The organism is Priestia sp. USM5 (genome assembly GCF_058323215.1).
The window spans coordinates 32,031-55,230 of record NZ_JBSGKN010000007.1 but is presented as its reverse complement, the minus strand read 5'-3'; the positions used below and the strand labels follow the sequence as shown (position 1 = coordinate 55,230).

Below are 23,200 nucleotides of genomic sequence, written 5' to 3'. Positions count from 1 at the left end.
TGTTTATTTTATAGTTTATTATATGCTGTAAATAAATTTTATTGCGGAATTTTTTCCCTAAAATGAATATTTTTTTTGAAAGTGTCAATCCTTTATAAAAAGGAGTGTGCTCTCATGCCTAAGATAACCAAAAAGAGTAAATTAGGAAAATACTTAATGAACAAAGGCTATAATCAAACGGAAATAGTTAAAGTAACTAAGATGGATAGAAAAACAGTTAGCAAGATTTATAATGATTCAAATTATATCCCATCAGGTACCACGATTAAGAAAATTATGAATGTCTTAAAAAAAATTGACCCAAAACTAAAAGTAGAAGACTTTTTTAATTTATAAGCCCTATTGTGGGTAAATAGGGCTTATTTATTGTATTAAGGACAAAGAACTTTATAATATAAAAGGGAGCTTTTATAAAAGTTTATTAGCAATCTATATACAGAGGAAAATGAGCATACTACTCCAAGTTTTGATAAAAACGGTAAATTGGAAATTCCATGATTTCTTCTTTTTCTTCACCAGGAAGAGTAGCAAATATTCTCTTCGCTTTTGTCTTATTTTTCAACAAAACCTCACATGCAAAACATATTGTTTGCTCGTTATTCATTTCTGCTCTTACTTGTATGTTATAAAGATCATTTTGTTCATCTTCTGATAATTTATGGCCTTGCTTGAGTTTAATAAGATAAACATTAACTTTTGCAATTTCATCTTTTGGATACTTAGCTAAGTATCGTTGATTTAGATCAAGAGCAAGCTCTAAATAATTTTCATCGAGGGTTTTATCATAAAAGTCTATATACTCTAAAGAACTAGTAATTGTTAAGTCAGCTTGTATATCATGATGTTCATCGGCAAAAGATAATTTTACTATGTCAAAATCAAAGTTTGTATCTTTCACCATTCCTTCAATTTTCTGAGAAGCAAACATACTTACTTTGTGGTCATAACTCCCCTGATTATCAGGTAATATAACAGGCTCAATATTATCCTGGCTTTGGTTACTAGCTACATCTGTTATAGACGAAGGTCTATCCATTATTTTTAACGCTTCTTCACTATAAAGGTTAAGGAAACATCCATCTGTATACACTAATGATAGTTTTACATAGTTAGAAAGTCCAATATTGATTATCTCCGTTTTTTTCAGTTTTTCTTGACGAATATTAAGCAAGCTATATTGTTTATTTTTAAAGATATTGATTATAGCATTGAATAGGGAAGGTAAATCTTCTTTATCATCGAATATATAATCTTCACTTATTCCAATTTGAGTACAGATATCTATCAGTTCTTTGTAAGATTCAATCTCTTCCTCAATTTCTTCGAGATGTCCCTTTAAATTTAATGTTCCACCAGATAACTGTAAAGATTGAAAAGGAAACTTATTGCGCTGTATGTAATAGTTTATTAATCGCAAACATTTCATATAGGAACCGAGGCTTTTTACTTTTTGTAGATGGAATAGACCATATTTCTTTCTCCTATCAAAATTCAACGTTAAAGTATCTTCTATAACGACCTTGAATCCTTTCTCTGTTTCAATGATTTGGTAAGTAACAAGGGTGGATTCACTGTTCATGTAAACCACTTCGTTTAACTCATCTGATTTAGCTTCCTTCACTGGTAACCTAATACCGTCGTCTAGGATACCATATACGTGAATTATCTCTTCAAATAAATTAAAAGCTTCCTTTTGCATGTTAACAAAATCTACTTTGTAAGCCGTAGATTCTTTGTTTTCAGATGTTTCAGTAAAGCCTGTTTGCTGTTTGTCTACCTCTTCTATAAATTTGTGACGTAAAGGATCTAAATCCCCATTTTTCATTTTTTTAAAATCAAAGGAAATAGATTTCTTTTCACTTGAATTAAGATGAGATAAGAGTGATCTAACTTTTAGTGGGGCTAATATTCGATAATACGCTAGCTGTTCAACAGTTGTTGTATCAGTTTCTAGATCTTTTACTGCAATCTTTTTTTGGTTTTTTGTTGTAACCATTCAATTCTCTCCTTCTTCATGATGAACATTTAAGTCGTTAAAAACTCATCGAATCCTAATATAGCAACAACGAAACAGCATTCGTTAGATAAATTAAATCCAACGAGTGTATTTCTCAGCTATTTCTTAGTCAATGAAATGGGTTTACTATCAAACAAAAAAATCCTGTTATATACAAGATTCTTGATCAAACATTATTATAAACAATCCAAGTCCAAACAAAATAAAATGAAAAAGGGCACTTTCCCGGCTAGGAAAGCACCCCGATGTCAAAACTTAGTACGTAACGGACTTTTATTATAACATAGGTTGCCCTCAAAAAGTAGAAGGGCCTTATCATGGATAAAAGCGAAAAACTATTAATGGGTATTGAAAATATCTTGAGTGTAGCGTCTGATTTAGTTGGTGAAGTTGCTGGGCTAAAGAATGAAGAAAAAGAATGTAAAACCCTGGAATAGAAAGTATTTATGAATCAAATAACTCAAGCAGAACAAGAAGTCTTTGCTCTTGATGGTCATTCTATTTCAGCAACACAAGACATTTTCCATAAAGAAGAGTGCACGATTAAGAATCAAAAAAGAAGTATCTTAAAGAAGTGGAATACATCATGTATGACAGAAGCTGTTCAACAGTTTCTGAATTTGTATCAAGAATCCTCACAAGAACTAATACGTACTTCTTAACTATAAAATAGCCTCTAAGGCTACAAAAGCAGGCTTAAGCCTGCTTTTTCTTATACAGAGAAAAGAGCATTCCTCTCAAATGAGAAATGCTCTTTCCTATAAGCATGATTTGGGTTATCAAACGTGAACCCACCGTTAGGCTGACCACTTATATCTTACTATCTATGATGATCAATGTCATCACTTAATATTTTGAAAATATAAATATTTGTGTAATTTTCGAACCAATAAAAAAAGGACTACCTTATCCCCAAAGATAATCCTTTCTTTTTTATGTAGATTCTACACAACTTCATTTTACATAATTAGAATAAAAAAACCATCATTCTGTTATATTTCCTGACTTAAATTATCAAATGTTATTTTTACCTTTTTCATGAAAATAAAAAAGGACATTTCTTTTATGCCCTGTTCTCTCGTATCAGCCCCGCCTACGCTAAATACTATGACAGCCACTCATGCCATCCAACCTACCCTTATTATAAATGAAAGCGATTACAAAGTAAACTAATTAATTGAAATATTCTGTCTATTTTTGTTATGTCTACTAGATTGAATAATTTCACATGTTATGAACAAACTACTCAAGAAGCTGTAAAGTTTCCATCCTTTAATCAAATAAATGTAGCAGAAAAAACAACTGAACGGGCCCAGTTGTTTTTTCTGTTTTCAGGCTGTATATGATATACGGAGCTCCTTCTATAAATTGAGTAATATCAATGGGACTTTTTTATTTCAAGACACCAAGTAGCTAGTTTACATATATGCAGCTTTTTATACATCCCTGATATGACTGCGTTTACTCGATACCCAAGTGGGAGGAGGATGTATAAAAAGTGCACGTTATATATATGTCTTCAAGATCATCTTATATTGATTTATTTATAAAATTATTGTAAAATTATTCAGACTTTTTATAAATTAGTTTATGAATTCCCTCAAAAGCTACCTGTCCTGCAACGATGGGGTAGCTTTCTTTTTTATTAGAAAACATAGTTTCTTAGTCTCCTATGTTAAGTTAATTTTGATTCCATTTGACGATGATACTACTTTTGGTCTTTCTTCCCTTTGTTTTTTATGAGAACTTTTATATTTCTCCATAAGTTCATGAATACTTGCTACTTGTATGATTCGGATGTGTTCTGAAGACACCGCGTAACGAACAGGCGTAATCAAAATAACGGAAGGGAAGATAGCTGATCGGTCCTCTGGCTGCCAATGCAATGCCTTCCATTCATCCGAAAAGAAAAACTCTTCATAAAGGTTAATCTTCACTTGCATTTTCTGTTCTGAATACTGATTTCGTTGAATTTCAATCCAAAAAGGAGATCCTTTAAAAATACAAAAGAGATCCGGTTCAATCCCTCCTTTTCGTCCGGTGGGCTTATCTTCGACAATGACATTCTTAGGCACACTATACGTACACATTTGTTTATAGACATCCAAGATAGAAAGGAAATGTAATATTTTTTGAGAGTTCTTTTTGATTTTTGCATCCACAGGCAAATAGACGGTTGGAGAATACTGCTGAGTGCGTTCAATTACCCCTAATCGATATAAACGTACCATCACACTATTACACGCATTTACAGGCGATTTCAGCTGTTTAAAGAACAGCTCAACCAACGAGTCTCGATCTACGGCTCGAAACTGGTTGATAAACCCAATGATGTCTTTATCACGTTGAGATAAACGGAAACTCATCGCTGTTCCTCCTTCTCTAATAATCCAAAGATAGACTGTGGTACGACCTCCAGTTGAGGTTCAGGGTCTTTTATGCGTGTTTTATAAGGAGAAAGCATTACTTTACACGCTTCTTCATCTAAGAAATACGCTTGAAATTCCTTCACTTCGTCAATTTTTATTTTCATACGGCCTCTAGCCGCAGCATCGATTTCTTCTGTTCCAATCACTCCGGCAACCTTGGCATTGGTTGCATCAGCTTGCCTACCAGATATCCGTACCCGTAAGTTGGCCTTTAATGCTGAATTTAATAAATCTGCATCGGGACGCTGCATGGCAATAATCGTATGAACACCTAATGCACGACCTTGGCTGGCAAACTGTTGGATCATTTCTACAAGATCTGTTTCTTTCTTCACGATGGACATTTCGTCAATTACCACAACGATCCGAGGAAGCTTAAATGAAAGCCTGCTTATATGTGTTACGCCATGCTCTAACAATAAATCGCCTCTTCGATACATTTCAGCTCGTAATAATGCAAAAGGTTTTCGCATGTCTTTTGCTTCAAAGCAAAGCGCATCCACATGGTCAATCTCATGAAATAAGCCCAAATCGGCTCGTTTAAGGTCCACTAAGACTAAGCGCAAGTCTTCAGGAGAGGAATATTTCACCCACGTGGTGAGGATGACACGCATGAGACTGCTTTTTCCAGCTCCAATTTCGCCAGAAATCAGTAAGGTTTCCAAATCCGCAAAATCCCATGAAACAGGGTTTCCATAGATATCTTGACCAATGCATACTGGGAGCTCCATTTTCTCAATATGAGGATGAATGACTTCATACTTATAATTGAGCATCTTAGGTAGGCTTTTGTGATGAACGGTAATACTAAAGTTCTTTAAGCTGCCATTCACTTCAATATTGCTGCCTAATACTTGTCGTAATGCCCATCTTTTTTTATTTAAAAGTTCAGGATCAATCCCATTCAGTAAGGAAAAAGCATACCGAGTGTAGGTGTTCTGATGATCGATTCGATGGATCTTCGGAAATTGATAGGAGGTACGATCCCCACGCTTTATGACTCGATAAATCTCTGCTGTACGAAACGCTTTAATAAGCTTTCCACGTAATTTTAGTTTCTCAAACATTTGAAACCCTCCTCAAAACATAAATGTCGCAAAGAAGTAAAATAAGGCCCCATAAAAGGTGACAGGTAAGATAAACCGCATCACCTTTGCGAACTGATCAACAAGATCGATGACACCCCATCGCTCTAGTATTCGTTCGATGATCGCAATTCCTAAGACAATGCCTCCTATGGTCAAAATAGTGGGGTCAAGCAGGGCTAGTGGACTAAAAGGAACAAAGGAATAAGCCTTGAGGGGACGAGGTCTCGTAAGAGGTGGTTTGTGAGGTGGAGAAAAGATTTTTGGAAAGGTAAATCCTTTTGTTTTTCTCATGTTGATACCTTCTTTCACTCTTTTAATTTTTTTGCTTTTGACGTACCTGTTTTTTCAGCTCAAGGCATCCGGTCGCCCCCTTCGCCTCTTCGGCTCAGCTCCCTTACAGATTCCACAAATGGCTTCAACAGGGTTATAAAGCTTGTATTAATGGGGTAGCGATACTGAACTAGCTACTGATTAGATAACGGAGTTACAATACTTTAGATACTATGTAGCTACTGCGGTAAGCTTGCCTGTCCAATCGAAAAATAACAAAGAACCCTTGCTGCAGTAGGTAATGAGGAAGTAATGAGGTAAGAGGTGTATTATTTCTGATTTTTCGAATTTTTGTTGACAACCTAAGAAAACAAGTGTAACCTTTTTTTAGTTAAATAAATTGAATATTCTTATCTCGAGAGGTGGAGGGACTGGCCCTAGGAAGCCTCGGCAACAGACTGTTAAAGTACTGTGCCAATTCCAGTAGCAATTTGCTTGAAGATAAGAAGAGAATCCATAACGATTATTAACCTCTTCTTATTTGTAAGAAGAGGTTTTTTATTTTGAAAAGAAAGAAGGAAACAAAACCATGACTAAGACATTAGTGAAGGCTCCATTTAAAGCTGATCACGTAGGTAGTTTTTTACGACCAACTCCCCTCAAAGAAGCAAGAAAAGCGTATGCGAATGGTACAATTAATAAAGCTGATTTAAAATCTGTAGAGGACAAAGAAATTGAAAAGCTTGTTCAGAAGCAAATTGAATTGGGTCTTAAATCGATCACGGACGGTGAATTTAGACGTTCTTGGTGGCATTTGGACTTCTTATCAGGCTTAGAAGGTGTGGAGCAGTTTGAAACAGAATATATCAGCCAATTCAAAGGTGCAAAAACCAAAAATAACGCAATTAAGGTAGTAGGTAAAGTGGACTTCGATCACCATTATATGGTGGAACACTTCACGTTTTTAAAAGAAGCTGTTGAACGACATGGTGATGGAAGCCAAGTTGCTAAATTCTCAATTCCAAGCCCAAACATGTTATTTACTCGAATTCAAGAAGATACATATTACAAGGGAAACAGAGATCAATTTTATCATGATACTGTGGCTGCTTATCAAAAAGCTATTCAAGCCTTTTACGACGCAGGCTGCCGTTATCTACAACTAGATGATACGTCCTGGATTGATTTCGTTTCTGAAGAACGCATCAATGCGGTTGTTGAGAAGCTTGGTATGGATGTAAAAGACATTATCGATAATCGAGTAAGTTGCTTAAATGATGCTATTTCTAAAAAGCCTGAAGATATGCTCATTACGATGCATATTTGTCGTGGAAACTTTAGATCTACGTATATCACAAGTGGTGGCTACGATACTATATCTGATGCTATCTTTGCTAACTTACATGTAGATGGACTTTTCCTTGAATATGATGATAACCGTTCAGGAGATTTTGAACCATTAAAAAGTTTTACACTTAACAATCAAACCGTTGTATTAGGATTGGTAACATCTAAATTCCCTACATTAGAAGATGCTAAAGTCATTAAGCGAAGAATCCAAGAAGCAAGTGAATATATTCCTCTAGAAAACTTGTCATTGAGTCCTCAATGTGGCTTTGCGAGTACAGAAGAAGGAAACGAATTAACAGAAGAAGAGCAATGGAATAAAATTAATCACGTAATTCAAATCGCTCAAGATGTCTGGACAAATAACTAAAGAATGATTTAAAAGATACCTCTCCTGTCAATTAGGAGAGGTATCTTTTAAATCATGAGGTTTTAGGCAAGGTATTCCCTTAAGATTATACTATACCCATACGTCGGTTCCCTATTTTTAAAATGGAGCAATTCACTTAATAAGGATCGACTTCGTGACTTTTCTTTACAGCATCTTCTGTTGCTTCATTTGCAGCTAATGTACCTTGTCCATATTTTGATTTACCTGCTTTACGACCAGGTACCTCACTTGTATTTTTCATATCCTGCATTTCGTGTAGTTTCTTTTCAATACCTTTCTTCACACGTCGACCATATTCTTCATCAGCTTGTGTAAAATGAGAAATCATCGTTTCTTGGATTCGTTTATCACAAATAGCAAGTGCATCCGATAGATTTTTAATCAATTCATCGCGCTCCCAATCTTCAAAACTACGGTATGTGTGACCTGCCTGCCCATAATCGTTAGGACGGTCAATTGGTGCACTCATTGCGGCTGCATTATACGTTGGTTGATGTGGAACACGGTCTTTCTTATTTTCTTCCTGAAAGCCACCAAGCATTGAAGGCTCATAATTAATATGTGGATTATCCCCAGATTCCTTTGGGTCACGAATATCCATTTGACCGCGCTGCTGATTCGTATGAATAGGCACTTTCGGTGCATTCACAGGTAATTTTAGATAGTTGGCACCTACACGGTAGCGCTGTGTATCTGAATAAGAAAAGGTACGTCCTTGTAGCATTTTATCGTCTGAGAAGTCCATTCCATCCACAAGAACTCCTGTACCGAAGGCGGCTTGCTCGATTTCTGCATGGAAATCCTTTGGATTACGATCTAGAACCATACGGCCCACTGCCAACCATGGAAACTTATCTTCCGGCCAAAGTTTCGTATCATCTAAGGGATCAAAATCAAGCTCTGGATGATAACCATCCTCCATAATTTGTACGAAGAGCTCCCATTCTGGATAATCTCCACCCTCAATTGCTTCGTATAAATCCTGCGTTGCATGTCCCACGTTTTTGGCTTGTATCGTATTTGCCTCCTCTTGTGTTAAGTTCCGAATTCCCTGCTTAGGTTCCCAATGATACTTTACTAGTACAGCCTCTCCCTTATCATTCACCCATTTGTAGGTATTTACACCAGACCCCTGCATGTGACGATACGTCGCTGGAATCCCCCATGGAGAGAATAAAAATGTAATCATGTGGGTAGCCTCAGGTGTACGGGAAACAAAGTCAAACATTCTCTGAGGGTTTGGTACGTTCGAAGCTGGGTCTGCTTTAAACGCATGAATCATATCAGGAAACTTCATTGCATCACGGATAAAGAAAATCTTTAGGTTATTCCCAACTAAATCCCAATTCCCCTCTTCCGTGTACATTTTCACAGCAAATCCGCGTGGATCTCGAGCTGTTTCTGGAGAATCTTTTGCTCCGGCAACTGTGGAGAAACGAACCATCAATGGTGTTTTCTTGCCCGCACCTGAAAATACCTTTGCCCGAGTATATTTCTCTACTGGTTCGTCCCCCACTTTTCCATATGTTTCAAAGTAGCCAAAGGCTCCAGATCCTCGTGCGTGGACGACTCGTTCTGGAACTTCTTCGCGGTCAAAATGAGAAATCTTTTCGATAAAGTGATAATTTTCAAGTGTAGCTGGCCCACGATTACCAATTGTACGAATATTTTGGTTGTCTCTTACAGGATGTCCCTGACGTGTAGTCAGCGTTTCACGTTTTATATCATCCTCGTTTGAAGCATTAACGTCTTTATTTTCTGCCAAAATGAAAACCTCCTTTGAATGATCACTTTAATCTTTTTCCCTGTATTGGAAAATGTATTCAATAATACTTAGTTTTTCATGGTTTGTCTCTCATACTATGAATTCTAATCTATAAAAACCGTCATTAGTTTAAATTTAATCTTTTTTCACTCTTTGATTACAAAATAAGGTGACATAAGACTAAATAAGTATTTATTTGTGATTACCCCTTTAAATTTCAAAATAACTTGTGCTTCCTTTCATATCTTGCACCTTTTCGTAAAGACTTTCATACTCTTCTACCAACTGTACAGTTAGATTTACTTTGAAACAAATGACAGCTTGTGTAAATAAACTGAAAAATAAAATTTATTGAAACGTTGTTAAGAAAGAAAGAAATAACCCGATAGTAATTTAGTTCAATTTTTATTTGTAAAAAGTAAATTTAAATTCAAAAAAAGAAGGTATCTATATGAGAGAAAAATTTTCATTCAGAAAAAAAGATGATAGAAGGCTATCTATTCGAACCAAATGGATTTTATTTATTTGTACAACCACCTTTGTAGCACTTATAGGAACAGTTATATTTATGCAGATAAGTATAAGTAACGTTTTAAAAAAAGATGATTTGAGTTCGAACAAGGTTACTGCAAAAAGTGCTTCTGAACAAGTAAGTTTAAATTTAAAAGGCTATGAAAATTCATTAAAACAGTTGGCAGGTGTCGTATCTGATGAAATGAACAACAAAGGTTCTGTTTCTAACGTCGACAGTCTATTGCAAGCCGTTAAGAAAAATGATTCTACAATTATTTCGGCCTATTACATGGATGGGAAAACAGGAAAACTCCATATTTCTCCTTATGCTGATTTTAAGCAGGACGTACATGAAACAAGAACATATAAAACTTTAACAAAGGCACCTAAAGTAACATGGATGGATGTATACAAAGATAAAATTTCCGGAAAAATTATGACCTCCGTCGTATCTCCGGTCATCGTAAGTGGAAAAATGGTAGGAGCCTTAGGTTATGACATAGACTTAACTACAATTGGAGTTTCTAGAAGCAAAATAGAAAAATATACTGAAAATAATCTTATAATCTTAGACTCACAAGGATTTGTGGTTAGTGCTTTTATAAAAAATTCTGACGGGAAAAATATGAACCCTGAAAAAAGTGGTACTGTAGAGGGCGTTAGTGATTTAATATCACACAGAGAAAACTTTAATTCACAATATGATTGGGTATCAAAGATTTATAAGAATGATTCTGTGCATTCTCTTGATGTGGAATTAAATAAGAAGGGTTATACTGGACAAGTGACAACAATACCTCATTTAAATTGGAAAGTGATTTCTTTAACACCCAAAGACATCTTTTTATCTAAGGTGAATGATATTAAACAAACTGGAATCATTTCAATAATTATAGGTTTAATAATTGGGGCGTTGTGTGCCTACTACCTTTCTGGAATGCTAAAAAAGATTATATTTAATATTCAGGAAGTCTTAAAAAAGACATCACATGGAGATTTAAATACCGAACTCAGTATTGCATCAAGAGACGAGTTGGGTGATTTAGCAAAGAGTTATAACGAGATGCTTGCTGGCATGAGACAATTAATCTTTAAAGTAAAGAACAATGTTGTCTCTGTTGAAACAACCACTAATGGCGTTAACACGATTGCTTCAGAAAATAACGTCGCAATTGCTGAAGTTTCCCAATCCATAGAGGAAATCGCAATGGGAGCATCAGCTCAATCAAATCAAATTGAAAATGGTTTACATACTATTAAAGAGTTAAGTATTGAAATTGACTTATTATTAGAGCAATCTAATATGGTTGAAAAAGAAATGAAAGAGGCTTCCACTCAAGTCCGAGTAGGCGAGGAACAAGTTGAGGGATTAAAAACCTCTTATAAAAAATTAGACTCGAATTTTAAAGATATTACACTAATGGTTTCAAATTTAAATAATAATTCAAAGACTATCGCAAATGTGACTGATCGAATTTCTGAAGTAGCCGAACAAACCAATTTATTAGCTTTAAATGCTTCCATAGAAGCTGCGAGAGCAGGTGAGCATGGCAGAGGATTTGCCGTAGTAGCTCAAGAGGTTAGACGTTTAGCTGAAGATTCTAAACAAGCGACTAAAGACATTAACGAAGTTATAAATAGTATACTTAAAGAAAATAGCACGCTTGTTAATATGATGACAGAAACAACTCAAACTAACTTTGAACAAAGCCAGGCAGTAAAAACAGTGAGTGAATCTATGACGTTTATTACTGAATCTTTAACTAAGGCAGTAGATTCTATCGTTAGAGAAACTGAATCCATTAACAGTATAAATCAACAAAAAGAAGTCCTTATTCAGCTGATTCAAGAAATAAGTGCCGTTTCTCAACAAACTACGGCATCTGCTCAAGAAATAGCATCAATAGCTGAAGAGCAATCCGCATCTTCAAATGAGCTAACACGTCATACGGACCACTTATCTAAATTGATTATTGAGTTAGATACTGCAGTAGAAAATTTTCAAGTTGAAATACGCTCTTAAAGTAGATATGGTGCATCTATAACTATAATCGATAACACTAACCAATTAGTGTGATGGTTATTATTACTTGAAGAACCTGAAAGTGAAGAAATAACTCAGCTACTAGAAGAGATTGCAGTGCAAGAAGGCCAATTATCATAAAAGCAAGAGATAAACGGACATTTGTAAATAAAGATCTAGAAATCTTATCCACCTATAAATATTAACTTATAATCCTTAAGGAAATATATTTAGATATATATACTTGTATTAGGTCGTTTTAACTTACAAATTAAGGATAGGCGAACAAGTATGGGAGGTAATGATGATGAAGAATTCTGAGAAAAATCTCCCTGAAGAATGGATGAAGCTAGTTAGAGAAGCAATGAATTCAAATGAGAGCAAAGAACAATTTAAACAGTTTTTAGAAGAAAAAGCTGAAAATAACAACAAAGTAAAAAACATTAGATAATGAATATCTAATGTTTTTTGCTTTCAAGAAATTTGTTTACTATCTAAAAACACTTAGTTTTTAGATTTTGTTCTTGAACTTATCTTCTAAAACCATCTGCATACTGTTTTGGGACAGTCGTTTCTCTTTTCAATGTAGATGCAGCTTCTAATGCCCAATGAGGGTTTCGTAACATGCCTCTTCCAACAGCTACAAGGTCTGCATCCTCATTACCGATAACAGCATTTGCAAGCGCAGGATCATCTAATCTTCCAACAGCGATGACTGGAACATTGAGAGCTTTCCTAATCTCTCGAGCTAATGGTACTTGGTAGCCTGCATGCGTGCCGGGTCTCCCACCAGCACCGATAGGACCTTCACCTCCTGAAGAGATATGAAACATATCTACGCCAGCTTCTTGATAGTCTTTTGCAAACTCGATACTTTCATTAATGCCATATCCACCTTCTACATACTCTTTAGCAGATATCCGCATGATTAGTGGCATATCTTCCGGTATTTCAGCTTTTGCTACTTCAATAATTTCTCGGCCAAATTTAGTCAGATCTTTTCCATACTCATCTTCTCGTTTATTTGTTAAAGGAGAGTGGAATTGATGAATTAAATATCCATGAGCACCATGAATTTCAATAGCATCTACACCAGCTTTCACAGCACGCTGTACAGCTCTACGGAACTTCTCTACCATTTCTTTCACTTCATCTGTTGAAAGAGCTCTAGGTGTTTTTGATTTTTCATCAAATGGAATAGCCGAAGGAGCAACTGGTACCTCTGCATCTTCAGCTTTACGACCAGCGTGAGCAATTTGGATGCCCACTTTAGCTCCGTAAAGATGACAAGCTTCTACAATTCGTGCTAAAGCAGGAATTTGGTCGTCTGACCATAATCCTAAATCATAATCTGTAATACGGCCATCAGGTTCCACATCTGTCATTTCAATTATAATAAAACTAGTCCCACCGATTGCACGATTTACATAGTGTAAGTAATGCCAGTCAGTAGCAATTCCATCCTTTTTTTTAACAGAATATTGGCACATTGGGGGCATCATAATACGGTTTTTTAAGTCCAATCCTTTTATCTTATAAGGGCTAAATAAGTGATCCATAATAAAATCTCCTTTATCAAAATTATATGCATGCGCAAGCATATAATTTATATTATTCTTTATTTCTTGTCAATTTATATGTTTATGGTTTATGCTCACACTATAAAGGTACACGTGGACCAAGTGATAAATAAAAATGACCTAGTAAATTTTACTAGGTCATTTTTATTTATCAGTTAAGATAAACTAATTTGTAAAAAACACATGCATTACATCATGATTCGTGTAATAACGCTTGTAACTCATGATGAATATTTTCTTTTGAAAACGCAGATTGAAGAATGGTATAAACAGTATCTAAGCATCCCTGTAGTTTTTCTGAACCTTTTTCAGTCAGACTAGTATAGATACCTCTCCTGTCATCCTCACATATATGTCTTTGCAAAACTCCACAACTCTTAGCCTCAAGTCTACCTACTAATCGTGACATAGCACTTTGGCTTAATCCAACCATCTCTTGTAATTGCTGTAGTCTTAATTTTTTATCACTGCTTTGAGATAAAAAGTAAAGAACGTAAAATTCTTTCAATGATAGATCATAATTTTTTTGTAGAGCCCTTTCAAGTTCATTAGCAATACTTAGTTGAATATTAGTAATGGATATCCAATTATTTAAAAGTTCGTTTTTTGGATTGGTTGTCATATGAATTCCACCTATTCTATCCTATATAGCACTTTAATCAATTATCATAATGTATACAGATATGATGTTCAAGTTCTATTATATAACAATTCATCAACTTTTAATTAGAGGGTGGACAAATGAAGTAGGAAGATAGGGGATTTATTATTGATATTTATACTTTACATACAGATGAACAATAAAAAAGATGCCTGTAGGCATCTTAATAAGCTAAGTAAAAAGCTTGATCAATTTTCTTTAATTCAAAAGAGTCTGTTCCTTAAACATAGGAGCAGGCTCTTTTGAAAAGTTACTTCTTTCTCATCGTTTATTTATTAATTAAAATCACTTGGCCACTTCGTATCGCTGAGCTTCCTTCTTTTTAGGTTCAGTTTTCAAACTAAAATAAAGTGCTATAAGCATTAGAACTACTCCAATCAAACGTTTTAAGTCAAAATGAATAACCGAATTCTCAAACCAACCAAAGTTATCAACAACCATACCAGTTGTTAATTGACCAACAATAACTAAAATCACGGCGGTACTTACTCCAATTTTTGGAACAGAAAGGATTGTTAGCACAACATATCCTACTCCAAAAAATACACATAGAAGCTGCCATGTAGGCACTTCGGATATAGCAATCATGTCTACCTTTCCGAATAATACAACTACAATCCCCATTATTACAGCCCCAAAGAAGTAGTTAACCATTGCACTTTCTAATGATCCGGCTTTTTTTGCAAATGCTGGATTAATGGCAGACTGAGCCCCTAATACGGCACCCGATATAAGCGTAAGAACAACAATAATAATACCCATTACATATTTCTCCTTTTAATATACAAGGTATAGCGATAATACTAATAATACAATCGCAATACCCTTATTTTTACTGAATTTAATAGCTGAAGATCCAAACCAACCCTTATGTTCTATTAATGCACTCATAGCGATTTGACCAAAAAGAGCAGCGATAACTGCAAGTCCTACTCCAATAACCGGTACACTAATGACAAGCATTAAATTATAGAAACTACCTAAAGTGCCTCCAAGCAATTTCCATTTTGGCACTTTAAATGTCTGACTCAGGTCTCCTTTACCGAAGAACAAGGTAATGAGTGTGACTGTCATAAACCCTATCGCAAACATATAAAATGTGGTTTCTATTTCTCCAATATTTTCTCCTAACGTTCCGCCAATTGCCCCTTCTATACTTAGAGAAGCTCCTGCTATAAAAGCTAACACATAATATAATACTTTCATGAATACTCTCCTTTTAAACTATATGAATGCGCATGCATGTATAAATGATTCTTTTTTACGCATTTTTAAAATTACTTACACTTTGCACTAACTTTCATTTTGATGTTCAGTTACACTTACCCAAAAGTGTTGGAGGTTACTGATTAACCCTTCTCTTCCAAATTTCCCAGAACCTTTGTTTTCTCCAAATACGTGTTTAAGAAAGTCAAGAATATATTGTCTTCTAGATTCAATGTTATAGACTTTTTTATTATAAAACCACTGTTCAATAGTGTTATAAACACCTCGATTTATACCATATTGTCCTTGACAATATCTAAGAAAATGTAAATCAGTCCTATTAATAATTCTCTCTTTCGTTTCATTCATATTTATACTCACCAACATCACCATTTTTAGATTAGAACCAACCGTTACTACTTTCTTTTTGACCAACACTCATTGTTTCTATGGGCTACAATTTATGATATATATATATTTATATCTTTTTACGGTCAGTAACCCATCCTGGAATGTAATGAAGCCACTCGAACCTCCATAACCCTCCCTCACGACGTAGGCGACTTTCATAACGAGCACCGAAGATTTGGGCATCTAAATTTTCTTTATTAGGAGTGAATGGTACGACACGATAAATATCCATTGTGGCAGTATCTCCTGTAACATTTACTTTGAAATTTGTAGCTGCATGTTGCATATAAGGTTGCCCTGAACGCAAAATTTTCAACAAACTAACAATCTCTTTCCTTCCACTCATAGGGCCAAATGGAGACATATCAGCTTTTGCATCCTCTGTAAACACAGTTGTTAATAAGCTAAAATCAGCCTGGTCCAATGCCCAGGAATAGCGAAGATATGTTTCAGTCACCTGCTCTTCATCAGTGCCTCTATCATCTGGGTTTGGGAAGACTCTCCAAGGTGCATCTAACTCGCTTAGAATTGTTGGAGCTACTACTTTTGGATGCCATCCAACTATACCATCAGTCAACTTCCAATTTGCTACATAGTTAGTATTGCCGTGCTGCCAATCAAGTTCAAAACGAAGGTGAGAAATTTTCCATCCCTTGCTTGTATGCACATAGGTGTTAGCAAAGTGTCCACCGAATAAAAAGGTGTCCAACTCTCCTTTCCCCATATCGTTCGCAAAAACTCCCATCAGATACGCACTTTGCTGAGCTTGTTCTTTGGATACAGCAACGTACGAATTGGTTATTTTAAATCGTGTTATATCAACTTTAGTTCCTTCACGAACTAAACCATTTACAAGTTCATCCACACCTTTAAATTGCCCTAAATTGCTGAAATTCACGTCTACATCAGGTGTAAAGTAGCTTCTGATTGAAGAAAGATTATTTTTCTCAAATGCTTCAGCAAATTTAAGAAAGATATCCTGAATTTCAACGCGGCTAGACTTATGTTGGTCTGATATGTTACTAGAGAGACTATTTTCCCGCATTTTGTTTCTTCCTCCTAGTTTTATTCTCGTAACGATTTTAATAGCTATTATTCTTTGTTAAAAATTATGTGTTGGAAAATGAGGTAAGATTTCTTCACCAATCTCCTGAATCATTTCTTCTATTGGCCGTTTAGCAAAGTAAGGCACAAATACTAAGTGATTAACCCCTATTGTTTGGAATTTGTATAATAAGTCCAATAAATGATTTCGTCCTAAACGAAAGCCTAGTGGTATTTGGGTTGGATATTCATCTGGATTTTCCGATAAATCGATATACAAAGTCTGCGTAAAGGGCTTAAACAATCCTGGACTTTTTCTTTCTGATAACTCACGATAAGTTTGAATTAAGGATGCTTGTTCTTGGATACCACGTGGATATTGAATCCAACCGTCTCCTTGGCTGGCAATCCATTCTATAGATTGCTGACTAAACCCTGTTATCATTGTCGGAATAGTAGTGACAGGCTTAGGGATTAATCTCATACTGCTTCCATCCATTATTCCTGACTTAGACTCAATGGTTGGCTGTTCTTCCTTCAATAATCGATTAAGAAAATCAAAGTTCTGTTTAAACTGTTCTCCCCTTTTTTCTCTTTCTACGCCTAAAGCAGTAAAATCTTTTTTTCGGTCTCCTGATGCAACGCCCATAATAAGTCGGTCAGGGAACAACTGGTCAATAGAGGTCGCTTCTTTTGCCACCCGAACCGGATGCCGCAACGGGAGAACAACACTTGATGTTCCTAATGCGATATGATTTGTACGTGCAGCCAGATACGTTAAATAAATCCATAAATCATAAAGCTGCCCATGATCATTAGAATGTAAATCTTGTATTGTAACATCCCGAAGCCAAATTGCTGAAAATCCAAAACTTTCGATTTTACGGGCAAGCTCTATCGTATTTTCCATCTTTGGAAGCTGGTTAGTCATTGGTTCAAAGGGGGTTAGAAAACCAAGTGTCATTTTGTCTTGTTGATACATTCGATTAAATCCTTTATGTCCTTTGAGACTCATATAATTCCTCCTCTTTTATTACAGGCTTTCACCAATAAAACTTTCTAATTGCTTAATCATTTCTTCATTTCTTCTATAATAGGTCCACTGGCCGATTCGCTGTGCTTCTAAAAGACCACTTTGTTGTAGTATTGATAAATATTGAGAAGTAGTTGACTGACCTAGTCCGACCTTATCTCGTATATCTCCGACACAAATCCCTCCTTGAAAATTATCTCCCTTATTAATATGGACTTGAGGTGGGAAATTTCTTTCCGGCTCTTTTAGCATCTGTAAAATTTTCAACCTAGTTGTATTAGATAAAGCTTTAAACATATCTATAAATTTTTCATCATTGACTACTTTTTGTTCTTTCATGATTTTTCCAATCTCCTTTTCTTTAGACAAGAAACCCTCTTTTTAGAAACCATGATCTATTTTACCATAATGCTTTAAAAGCCTATCAATAATGAGAATAATTAATTATTCACTAACTGCTTCTTTTAAAAGGGTAAAGGAACGTTTTCGGCTTTCAAAATCGTAAATAGGGGTAATTGCCATAAATTCATCAATTGGAAACTTATTCGTTAGATCCTTTATTTTTTGAGCCACTGTTTCTTTCGAACCAATAATATACGTTTCTTTTACCGATTCTATTTCTCGTTTATCAGTTGGATTTAACACATGTGCTAGTGCTTTTTCAGGATCAACGAGGCGTGTCAAATGTCCACGATGTAAATAAAAATTAAATCGTAATGCACTTTCCGCAATTTTGTCAGCTTCCTCATCAGTATCTGCCACAATCACTTTCATTGTTACGAGTACTTGTGGCTTATTTAAATATTTAGATGGCTTAAAGTTATCAACATATAACTTTAATGCCTGTTCCATTCCACCTGGCTGATAGTTAATAAATTGCGCGAATGCATATGATAATCCTTTTTCTGCTGCTAAAAGGGCTGAAGAATTACTCGTTCCCAATACCCATACATCCGGTTTTTTCACTATAACAGGTGTTGACTGTAATCCTCTTAAACGATGATTATCTGGTAGTCTATCCTCTAGATATTCTAAGACTTCATCAATTTGTTCAGGAAAAATATCCACATTTCTTCTAGCTCTTTCTCCTTGCAAAGCTATAGATGATAAATGATGACCACCAGGTGCACGACCTAACCCCATATCTACCCGTCCTGGTGCGAGAGCACTCATAACCTTAAAGTTCTCTGCCACTTTGTATGCACTGTAGTGTGGTAACATGACCCCACCGGTACCTACTTTTATAAAGTTTGTTTTGGCTAACAAATGGCTTGCAAGGATTTCTGGAGAAGATCCTGCTAACGCATCTGTACTATGATGTTCGGATAACCAGTAACGATGGTAACCTAACTCATCAACATGTTTTGCCAACTCTACAGATTGGGCAAAAACCTCTTCTGCTGAAAGATCTTCTAATAACTGTGTTTGATCTAACACACTGACTTTCATAATCATCCTCCTATATTTATGAATCACTTTCTATATCTATTAATCGGAATATACCGATATACAGATGATATATTCTCTTTTTTATATTGTCAATAAATATTTACTTCCTTCATTTTTTTTAATCAATACTATTAACTCTCATTTTTTATAAAATTAGCTCCAACGCTATGTATAGAACTTGTTATAACTACTAAAAAAGCAGTCCTTAAATGTTAAAAGGACTGCTTTTTCTCTTGAAACCTGTATAACAGAAAAGGATTTATAGAAAAGTTGTTAGGATTTATTTACTTTAAATATGCTCTTTCTTTTCTCCTGTTTAATCCGTTTTAAGCGTAGTTCTATTTTTTTATCTAACGCTCTATATAGTATTTCGCTAATTGTACATATGCAAAATAAGATTACAGTAATAATTACAGCTTGTGGTACATGAAAATAGAAACACAGTATAACTACAAGTAGGGATATAGCGTAAATCGAGTTGATCACCCATCTTCTACTTCTATGAGCTTCAACTGTAATGAGGGGATGAGCCTTACGAGTTAGAAGGCTCATCCCCCGACTAAACTAACTTACAATCTTAAAAACAAACAAATCCCCTAGGATGAAAAGATTCAGGCACAAAGCTAGAAATCTAATGAAAGAGGATTGTACTCAATCCTCTTCTATGTGTTCTCTCTCTATTATTCTATTAAAAACGTTCGTAAAAGTATGTGTTTTTCAGAGGACGTTCATAATTGATTTTTAAACTTAAATGAACAATGAAAACGATAGATCTTATATGCACAAAGAAAGTCCGTAAACGTATACTTTTGCGGACTTTTCATTTAGATCTATTACAAGATGCTAAAATATTTAGTATTATTAACAAAATAAAAAGCTGCCTTGGAGCGTTAGGAGAGGCAGCTTTTTATAAAACTAGATATGAAATGTGTGTGTGTTAGCAAATTAATTACAACATATTTTCTTCATGAAAGCGATTTATTATAAGAATAAGCATATGTATAAAAGCTGCATAATTCGTAATCGTAACCTTTCTTAAATCTCTTGTTTTCAAGAAATTCTTTTTTGTTTGGATTCCAGAAAAAGTGATTATGGTAACTAAAAATGTAATATACTACTTTTCTTTACTAATCACGTGATTTTTCTTGAGTATAAATTAATTCTTAAAATCATCTAATCTAGTGAAAAATTCCTGAAGGAAATCATAAAATAACTTTTCGGTTGGAAGTAGTGCTCGTTCCTTTGGGGTAATAACTCCTACAGTCCTTGTTACGCTTGGTTCAACCAATGGTATTTTCACTGTTGAGCGTGGCAAGCTATCGACTAACGTGACTTCTGGCATGAGTGTTACACCTAAACCAGCAGAAACTAACCCTTTCAACGCATCGATATCATCCCCCTCAAAGGCAACATTTGGTGTGAAGCCAAGATTCTGACAAGCATTCACAACAATATCTCGAAAGACAAAACCCTCAGGTAATAAAACAAACGGTTCGTCTACTAGTTCTTGAAGTTTTACGGAGGATTCTTTTGCAAGGCGGTGGTGAATTGGCAAAAGAGCCACAATATTTTCCGTAAATAATATTTTTTGTTGAAGTTTTTTTTCTTTGAAAGGAAGTGGACCTATTAGACCAAGATTAAAATCTCCTTTAATTACACCTTCAATTAATTCGTGGTAAAGCGCTTGTTTTAACTGAAATTTTGCTTCCGGATAGCGCAATCTAAATGCATAGATTACAGTTGGTAATGTATACGCTGCTAAACTTATCGGAAAAGTAATGCGTATTGTTCCTTTTTCAGGATCTAAATATTCCTTAACTTCACGTCTCGCATCATCTATCACATTCATGGCATGTTTCATTCGTTCAAAAAATATTTTTCCAATTGGGGTTAAATGTACTCTTCTTCCTTCTCTGATAAACAAATCAACTTCTAATTCATTTTCTAAATTTACTATTTGTCGACTTACCGAGGACTGTGCTACATGTAAAGAATGGGCAGCTTCAGTTACGTGTTCGCGAGTAGCAACCTCCATAAAATAACGGATTTGTCTAAAGTCCATTTTGTATCCTCCTTATTAATTAATGCGTAAAACGCATTAATATTATCGTTTCTTTATATTGATTCGATCATTATTTCAATTATAAAATATTTTATAATAACAACCTAAAAAAATTACGAAGAATTTTTTAAATTTTCATTATAAATCAATAAATAGGAGACGGATAAGTATGATAACAATTGAAAAAAATCAATCGACGTATACAGAAAGTGTGCAGGATTATGTTAATCAAGTATTTGAAATAGTTAAAAAACGAAATCCGAATGAAAGTGAGTTTCATCAGGCGGTCAAAGAAGTATTCGATTCTTTAATACCTGTTCTCATTAAAAATCCTCAGTATATTAACCAAGCTATTCTGGAGAGAATTGTTGAACCAGAGAGAGTCATCTCTTTTCGTGTACCGTGGGTCGATGATCAGGGAAATATTAGAGTAAATCGCGGATTTCGCGTCCAATATAGCAGCGCAATTGGCCCATATAAGGGTGGATTAAGATTTCATCCATCTGTCAACGCAAGTATTATTAAATTTTTAGGATTTGAGCAAATTTTTAAAAACTCTTTAACTGGTCAACCAATTGGCGGCGGTAAAGGCGGCGCTGATTTTGATCCTAAAGGTAAATCAGATGGAGAAATAATGCGTTTTTGTCAAAGCTTTATGCTAGAACTTAGCAAATATATCGGACCTGATACAGATGTTCCTGCAGGTGACATTGGTGTAGGAAGTAAAGAAATTGGCTTTTTGTTTGGACAATATAAAAAAATGTGTGGCAGCTTTGAAGCAGGCGTTTTAACAGGTAAAGGTCTTAGTTATGGTGGAAGCTTAGCTCGTAAAGAAGCAACCGGGTACGGAACAGTTTACTTTGTTGAAGAAATGTTAAAAGATAATAATCTTAGCTTTGAAGGCAGTACAGTTGTTGTGTCAGGGTCAGGAAATGTCTCAATCTATGCAATTGAAAAAGCGATTCAGCTAGGAGCTAAAGTGGTTGCGTGCAGCGATTCTAATGGTTATATCTATGACAAAAATGGTCTTGACTTAGAGACAGTTAAACGCATTAAGGAAATAGAAAAAAAACGTATAAGTACTTATGTAACTGATCATCCTGAAGCGATTTACGTGGAAAGTTGTAATGGAATTTGGACAGTTCCATGTGATATTGCTTTACCATGTGCTACTCAAAATGAAATCGATCAAAACTCTGCAGAATTATTAGTTTCTAATGGAGTAAAAGCAATTGGTGAAGGTGCCAATATGCCCTCTACATTAGAGGCTGTCGAGATTTTCTTAGAGAATAATATTTTATTTGCCCCTGCTAAAGCAGCAAATGCTGGTGGTGTTTCTGTATCAGCGTTAGAAATGGCTCAAAATAGTACTAGGCTCTCTTGGACTTTTGAAGAAGTCGATAGCAGATTACATGCGATTATGAAAAGCATATACCAAAATAGCAAGAAAGCTGCTCAAGAATACAACGCTCCTGGTAATCTTGTCGTAGGTGCAAACATTGCCGGATTTATAAAAGTGGCTGATGCTATGATTGAGCAAGGCGTTATTTGATACTTCATTAGGAGAATATACTAGTATGGATATCTTAAATTTAAAGGCTGTTAATAATGGGTGACTTATACATAGTTTCTATAATTATGATTGCTAGTTTAATTGTACTCTCATATGCACTCAGTAGAAAAAAAACTACTATTAAATATATAGCACCTCTAATTGTAGGAGTAGTTAGTGTGGGTGTTGTTATCGTAAGTTTCCTTATCGGAGGATGGATCGGTATGAGAGTAGGGACAATTAGCTTTACTGCTTTTATCTCATCACTTATCTCCCTACTAATTATATCTATAGCTGAATCTGTAAAAAGAAAATTCAGTAAATATTATCGTTAACAAAATAAAAAGCCACCTCTGGTC

Annotated in this window: 22 protein-coding genes and 1 riboswitch; of the genes, 7 read left to right on the top strand and 15 right to left on the bottom strand. The window is 35.1% G+C overall.

Features of this window, described 5'->3' with window-relative positions:
• The first annotated feature begins 114 nt into the window (after positions 1–114).
• Positions 115–336, top strand: a complete 222-nt coding sequence (locus ACWATA_RS28110) for a helix-turn-helix domain-containing protein (RefSeq protein WP_016766067.1) — start codon at positions 115–117, stop codon at positions 334–336.
• 118 nt (positions 337–454) lie between these two features.
• Here the strand turns inward: ACWATA_RS28110 and ACWATA_RS28105 are convergent, their stop codons facing one another.
• Positions 455–1,996 carry a hypothetical protein gene (locus ACWATA_RS28105; protein WP_060746206.1) on the bottom strand — a complete coding sequence of 514 codons (1,542 nt, stop codon included), beginning with the start codon at positions 1,994–1,996 and terminating at the stop codon, positions 455–457.
• A gap of 467 nt (positions 1,997–2,463) precedes the next feature.
• Between ACWATA_RS28105 and ACWATA_RS28100 the strand changes: the two genes are divergently transcribed.
• A complete protein-coding gene (locus ACWATA_RS28100) occupies positions 2,464–2,679 on the top strand; it encodes a helix-turn-helix domain-containing protein (RefSeq protein WP_016766070.1) in 216 nt (71 codons plus the stop codon).
• A 1,008-nt stretch (positions 2,680–3,687) separates the two neighbouring features.
• Here ACWATA_RS28100 and ACWATA_RS28095 read toward each other — a convergent pair.
• Genes ACWATA_RS28095 through ACWATA_RS28085 form a run of 3 tightly spaced genes read right to left on the bottom strand, consistent with a single transcriptional unit; the run spans position 3,688 to position 5,825 of the window.
• Positions 3,688–4,383: a hypothetical protein gene (locus ACWATA_RS28095; RefSeq protein ID WP_473050484.1), complete on the bottom strand. Its 696-nt coding sequence runs from the start codon at positions 4,381–4,383 to the stop codon at positions 3,688–3,690.
• Positions 4,380–5,513, bottom strand: a complete 1,134-nt coding sequence (locus ACWATA_RS28090) for an FtsK/SpoIIIE domain-containing protein (RefSeq protein WP_473050482.1) — start codon at positions 5,511–5,513, stop codon at positions 4,380–4,382. Before ACWATA_RS28090 ends, ACWATA_RS28095 begins: the two co-directional genes overlap by 4 nt.
• Before the next feature lie 12 nt (positions 5,514–5,525).
• Positions 5,526–5,825 carry a hypothetical protein gene (locus ACWATA_RS28085; protein ID WP_060746203.1) on the bottom strand — a complete coding sequence of 100 codons (300 nt, stop codon included), beginning with the start codon at positions 5,823–5,825 and terminating at the stop codon, positions 5,526–5,528.
• Positions 5,826–6,211: 386 nt separating this feature from the next.
• A riboswitch (SAM riboswitch) is annotated at positions 6,212–6,312 on the top strand.
• A gap of 81 nt (positions 6,313–6,393) precedes the next feature.
• Between ACWATA_RS28085 and ACWATA_RS28080 the strand changes: the two genes are divergently transcribed.
• Positions 6,394–7,521 carry a 5-methyltetrahydropteroyltriglutamate--homocysteine S-methyltransferase gene (locus ACWATA_RS28080; RefSeq protein WP_205663331.1) on the top strand — a complete coding sequence of 376 codons (1,128 nt, stop codon included), beginning with the start codon at positions 6,394–6,396 and terminating at the stop codon, positions 7,519–7,521.
• 136 nt (positions 7,522–7,657) lie between these two features.
• Here the strand turns inward: ACWATA_RS28080 and ACWATA_RS28075 are convergent, their stop codons facing one another.
• Complete coding sequence (locus ACWATA_RS28075; RefSeq protein ID WP_060744834.1) at positions 7,658–9,307, bottom strand: catalase; 1,650 nt, start codon at positions 9,305–9,307, stop codon at positions 7,658–7,660.
• Between the two features lie 451 nt (positions 9,308–9,758).
• Between ACWATA_RS28075 and ACWATA_RS28070 the strand changes: the two genes are divergently transcribed.
• Both ACWATA_RS28070 and ACWATA_RS28065 read left to right on the top strand, forming a co-directional pair.
• Positions 9,759–11,843, top strand: a complete 2,085-nt coding sequence (locus tag ACWATA_RS28070; protein WP_205663329.1) for a methyl-accepting chemotaxis protein — start codon at positions 9,759–9,761, stop codon at positions 11,841–11,843.
• A gap of 307 nt (positions 11,844–12,150) precedes the next feature.
• Positions 12,151–12,294, top strand: coding sequence for an anti-repressor SinI family protein (locus ACWATA_RS28065; protein ID WP_016766188.1), 144 nt, complete (start codon positions 12,151–12,153; stop codon positions 12,292–12,294).
• A 79-nt stretch (positions 12,295–12,373) separates the two neighbouring features.
• Here the strand turns inward: ACWATA_RS28065 and ACWATA_RS28060 are convergent, their stop codons facing one another.
• From ACWATA_RS28060 to gltC, 10 genes are all read right to left on the bottom strand, one after another.
• On the bottom strand, positions 12,374–13,402 hold the full coding sequence (locus tag ACWATA_RS28060; protein WP_205663327.1) for an NADH:flavin oxidoreductase/NADH oxidase: 1,029 nt from the start codon (positions 13,400–13,402) through the stop codon (positions 12,374–12,376).
• Between the two features lie 214 nt (positions 13,403–13,616).
• Positions 13,617–14,045 (bottom strand): MarR family winged helix-turn-helix transcriptional regulator, encoded by a 429-nt coding sequence (locus ACWATA_RS28055; protein WP_016766186.1) that lies wholly within the window; start codon positions 14,043–14,045, stop codon positions 13,617–13,619.
• A gap of 324 nt (positions 14,046–14,369) precedes the next feature.
• A complete protein-coding gene (locus ACWATA_RS28050) occupies positions 14,370–14,846 on the bottom strand; it encodes a DMT family transporter (protein WP_016766184.1) in 477 nt (158 codons plus the stop codon).
• Positions 14,847–14,861: 15 nt separating this feature from the next.
• Positions 14,862–15,290, bottom strand: coding sequence for a DMT family transporter (locus ACWATA_RS28045; RefSeq protein ID WP_016766183.1), 429 nt, complete (start codon positions 15,288–15,290; stop codon positions 14,862–14,864).
• An 87-nt stretch (positions 15,291–15,377) separates the two neighbouring features.
• Positions 15,378–15,659, bottom strand: a complete 282-nt coding sequence (locus ACWATA_RS28040) for a hypothetical protein (RefSeq protein WP_016766182.1) — start codon at positions 15,657–15,659, stop codon at positions 15,378–15,380.
• 109 nt (positions 15,660–15,768) lie between these two features.
• Positions 15,769–16,746: a nuclear transport factor 2 family protein gene (locus ACWATA_RS28035; protein WP_016766181.1), complete on the bottom strand. Its 978-nt coding sequence runs from the start codon at positions 16,744–16,746 to the stop codon at positions 15,769–15,771.
• 57 nt (positions 16,747–16,803) lie between these two features.
• The gene (locus ACWATA_RS28030; RefSeq protein WP_016766180.1) at positions 16,804–17,760 is read right to left on the bottom strand and encodes a TIGR03571 family LLM class oxidoreductase; all 957 of its coding nucleotides are present in this window, start codon (positions 17,758–17,760) and stop codon (positions 16,804–16,806) included.
• A gap of 18 nt (positions 17,761–17,778) precedes the next feature.
• Positions 17,779–18,117, bottom strand: a complete 339-nt coding sequence (locus tag ACWATA_RS28025; RefSeq protein ID WP_034669104.1) for an ArsR/SmtB family transcription factor — start codon at positions 18,115–18,117, stop codon at positions 17,779–17,781.
• A gap of 105 nt (positions 18,118–18,222) precedes the next feature.
• A complete protein-coding gene (locus ACWATA_RS28020) occupies positions 18,223–19,227 on the bottom strand; it encodes an LLM class flavin-dependent oxidoreductase (protein ID WP_016766178.1) in 1,005 nt (334 codons plus the stop codon).
• A gap of 1,156 nt (positions 19,228–20,383) precedes the next feature.
• Entirely contained in the window at positions 20,384–21,289 is a 906-nt protein-coding gene (gene gltC, locus ACWATA_RS28015) for a glutamate biosynthesis transcriptional regulator GltC (RefSeq protein ID WP_047933710.1), read from the bottom strand.
• 169 nt (positions 21,290–21,458) lie between these two features.
• Between gltC and gdhA the strand changes: the two genes are divergently transcribed.
• Both gdhA and ACWATA_RS28005 read left to right on the top strand, forming a co-directional pair.
• Positions 21,459–22,841: an NADP-specific glutamate dehydrogenase gene (gene gdhA, locus ACWATA_RS28010; RefSeq protein ID WP_047933711.1), complete on the top strand. Its 1,383-nt coding sequence runs from the start codon at positions 21,459–21,461 to the stop codon at positions 22,839–22,841.
• Positions 22,842–22,897: 56 nt separating this feature from the next.
• Complete coding sequence (locus ACWATA_RS28005) at positions 22,898–23,176, top strand: YesK family protein (protein WP_081085184.1); 279 nt, start codon at positions 22,898–22,900, stop codon at positions 23,174–23,176.
• Positions 23,177–23,200 lie beyond the last annotated feature (24 nt).

Bases quoted from the DNA above. Each gene is read 5' to 3' on its own strand.
- ACWATA_RS28045 (WP_016766183.1), bottom strand. From the start codon at position 15,290: ATGAAAGTATTATATTATGTGTTAGCTTTTATAGCAGGAGCTTCTCTA.
- ACWATA_RS28105 (WP_060746206.1), bottom strand. From the start codon at position 1,996: ATGGTTACAACAAAAAACCAAAAAAAGATTGCAGTAAAAGATCTAGAA.
- ACWATA_RS28005 (WP_081085184.1), top strand. From the start codon at position 22,898: ATGGGTGACTTATACATAGTTTCTATAATTATGATTGCTAGTTTAATT.
- ACWATA_RS28070 (WP_205663329.1), top strand. From the start codon at position 9,759: ATGAGAGAAAAATTTTCATTCAGAAAAAAAGATGATAGAAGGCTATCT.
- gltC (WP_047933710.1), bottom strand. From the start codon at position 21,289: ATGGACTTTAGACAAATCCGTTATTTTATGGAGGTTGCTACTCGCGAA.
- ACWATA_RS28095 (WP_473050484.1), bottom strand. From the start codon at position 4,383: ATGAGTTTCCGTTTATCTCAACGTGATAAAGACATCATTGGGTTTATC.
- ACWATA_RS28060 (WP_205663327.1), bottom strand. From the start codon at position 13,402: ATGGATCACTTATTTAGCCCTTATAAGATAAAAGGATTGGACTTAAAA.
- ACWATA_RS28050 (WP_016766184.1), bottom strand. From the start codon at position 14,846: ATGGGTATTATTATTGTTGTTCTTACGCTTATATCGGGTGCCGTATTA.
- gdhA (WP_047933711.1), top strand. From the start codon at position 21,459: ATGATAACAATTGAAAAAAATCAATCGACGTATACAGAAAGTGTGCAG.
- ACWATA_RS28035 (WP_016766181.1), bottom strand. From the start codon at position 16,746: ATGCGGGAAAATAGTCTCTCTAGTAACATATCAGACCAACATAAGTCT.
- ACWATA_RS28020 (WP_016766178.1), bottom strand. From the start codon at position 19,227: ATGAAAGTCAGTGTGTTAGATCAAACACAGTTATTAGAAGATCTTTCA.
- ACWATA_RS28025 (WP_034669104.1), bottom strand. From the start codon at position 18,117: ATGAAAGAACAAAAAGTAGTCAATGATGAAAAATTTATAGATATGTTT.
- ACWATA_RS28030 (WP_016766180.1), bottom strand. From the start codon at position 17,760: ATGAGTCTCAAAGGACATAAAGGATTTAATCGAATGTATCAACAAGAC.
- ACWATA_RS28100 (WP_016766070.1), top strand. From the start codon at position 2,464: ATGAATCAAATAACTCAAGCAGAACAAGAAGTCTTTGCTCTTGATGGT.
- ACWATA_RS28080 (WP_205663331.1), top strand. From the start codon at position 6,394: ATGACTAAGACATTAGTGAAGGCTCCATTTAAAGCTGATCACGTAGGT.
- ACWATA_RS28090 (WP_473050482.1), bottom strand. From the start codon at position 5,513: ATGTTTGAGAAACTAAAATTACGTGGAAAGCTTATTAAAGCGTTTCGT.
- ACWATA_RS28085 (WP_060746203.1), bottom strand. From the start codon at position 5,825: ATGAGAAAAACAAAAGGATTTACCTTTCCAAAAATCTTTTCTCCACCT.
- ACWATA_RS28065 (WP_016766188.1), top strand. From the start codon at position 12,151: ATGAAGAATTCTGAGAAAAATCTCCCTGAAGAATGGATGAAGCTAGTT.
- ACWATA_RS28110 (WP_016766067.1), top strand. From the start codon at position 115: ATGCCTAAGATAACCAAAAAGAGTAAATTAGGAAAATACTTAATGAAC.
- ACWATA_RS28055 (WP_016766186.1), bottom strand. From the start codon at position 14,045: ATGACAACCAATCCAAAAAACGAACTTTTAAATAATTGGATATCCATT.
- ACWATA_RS28040 (WP_016766182.1), bottom strand. From the start codon at position 15,659: ATGAATGAAACGAAAGAGAGAATTATTAATAGGACTGATTTACATTTT.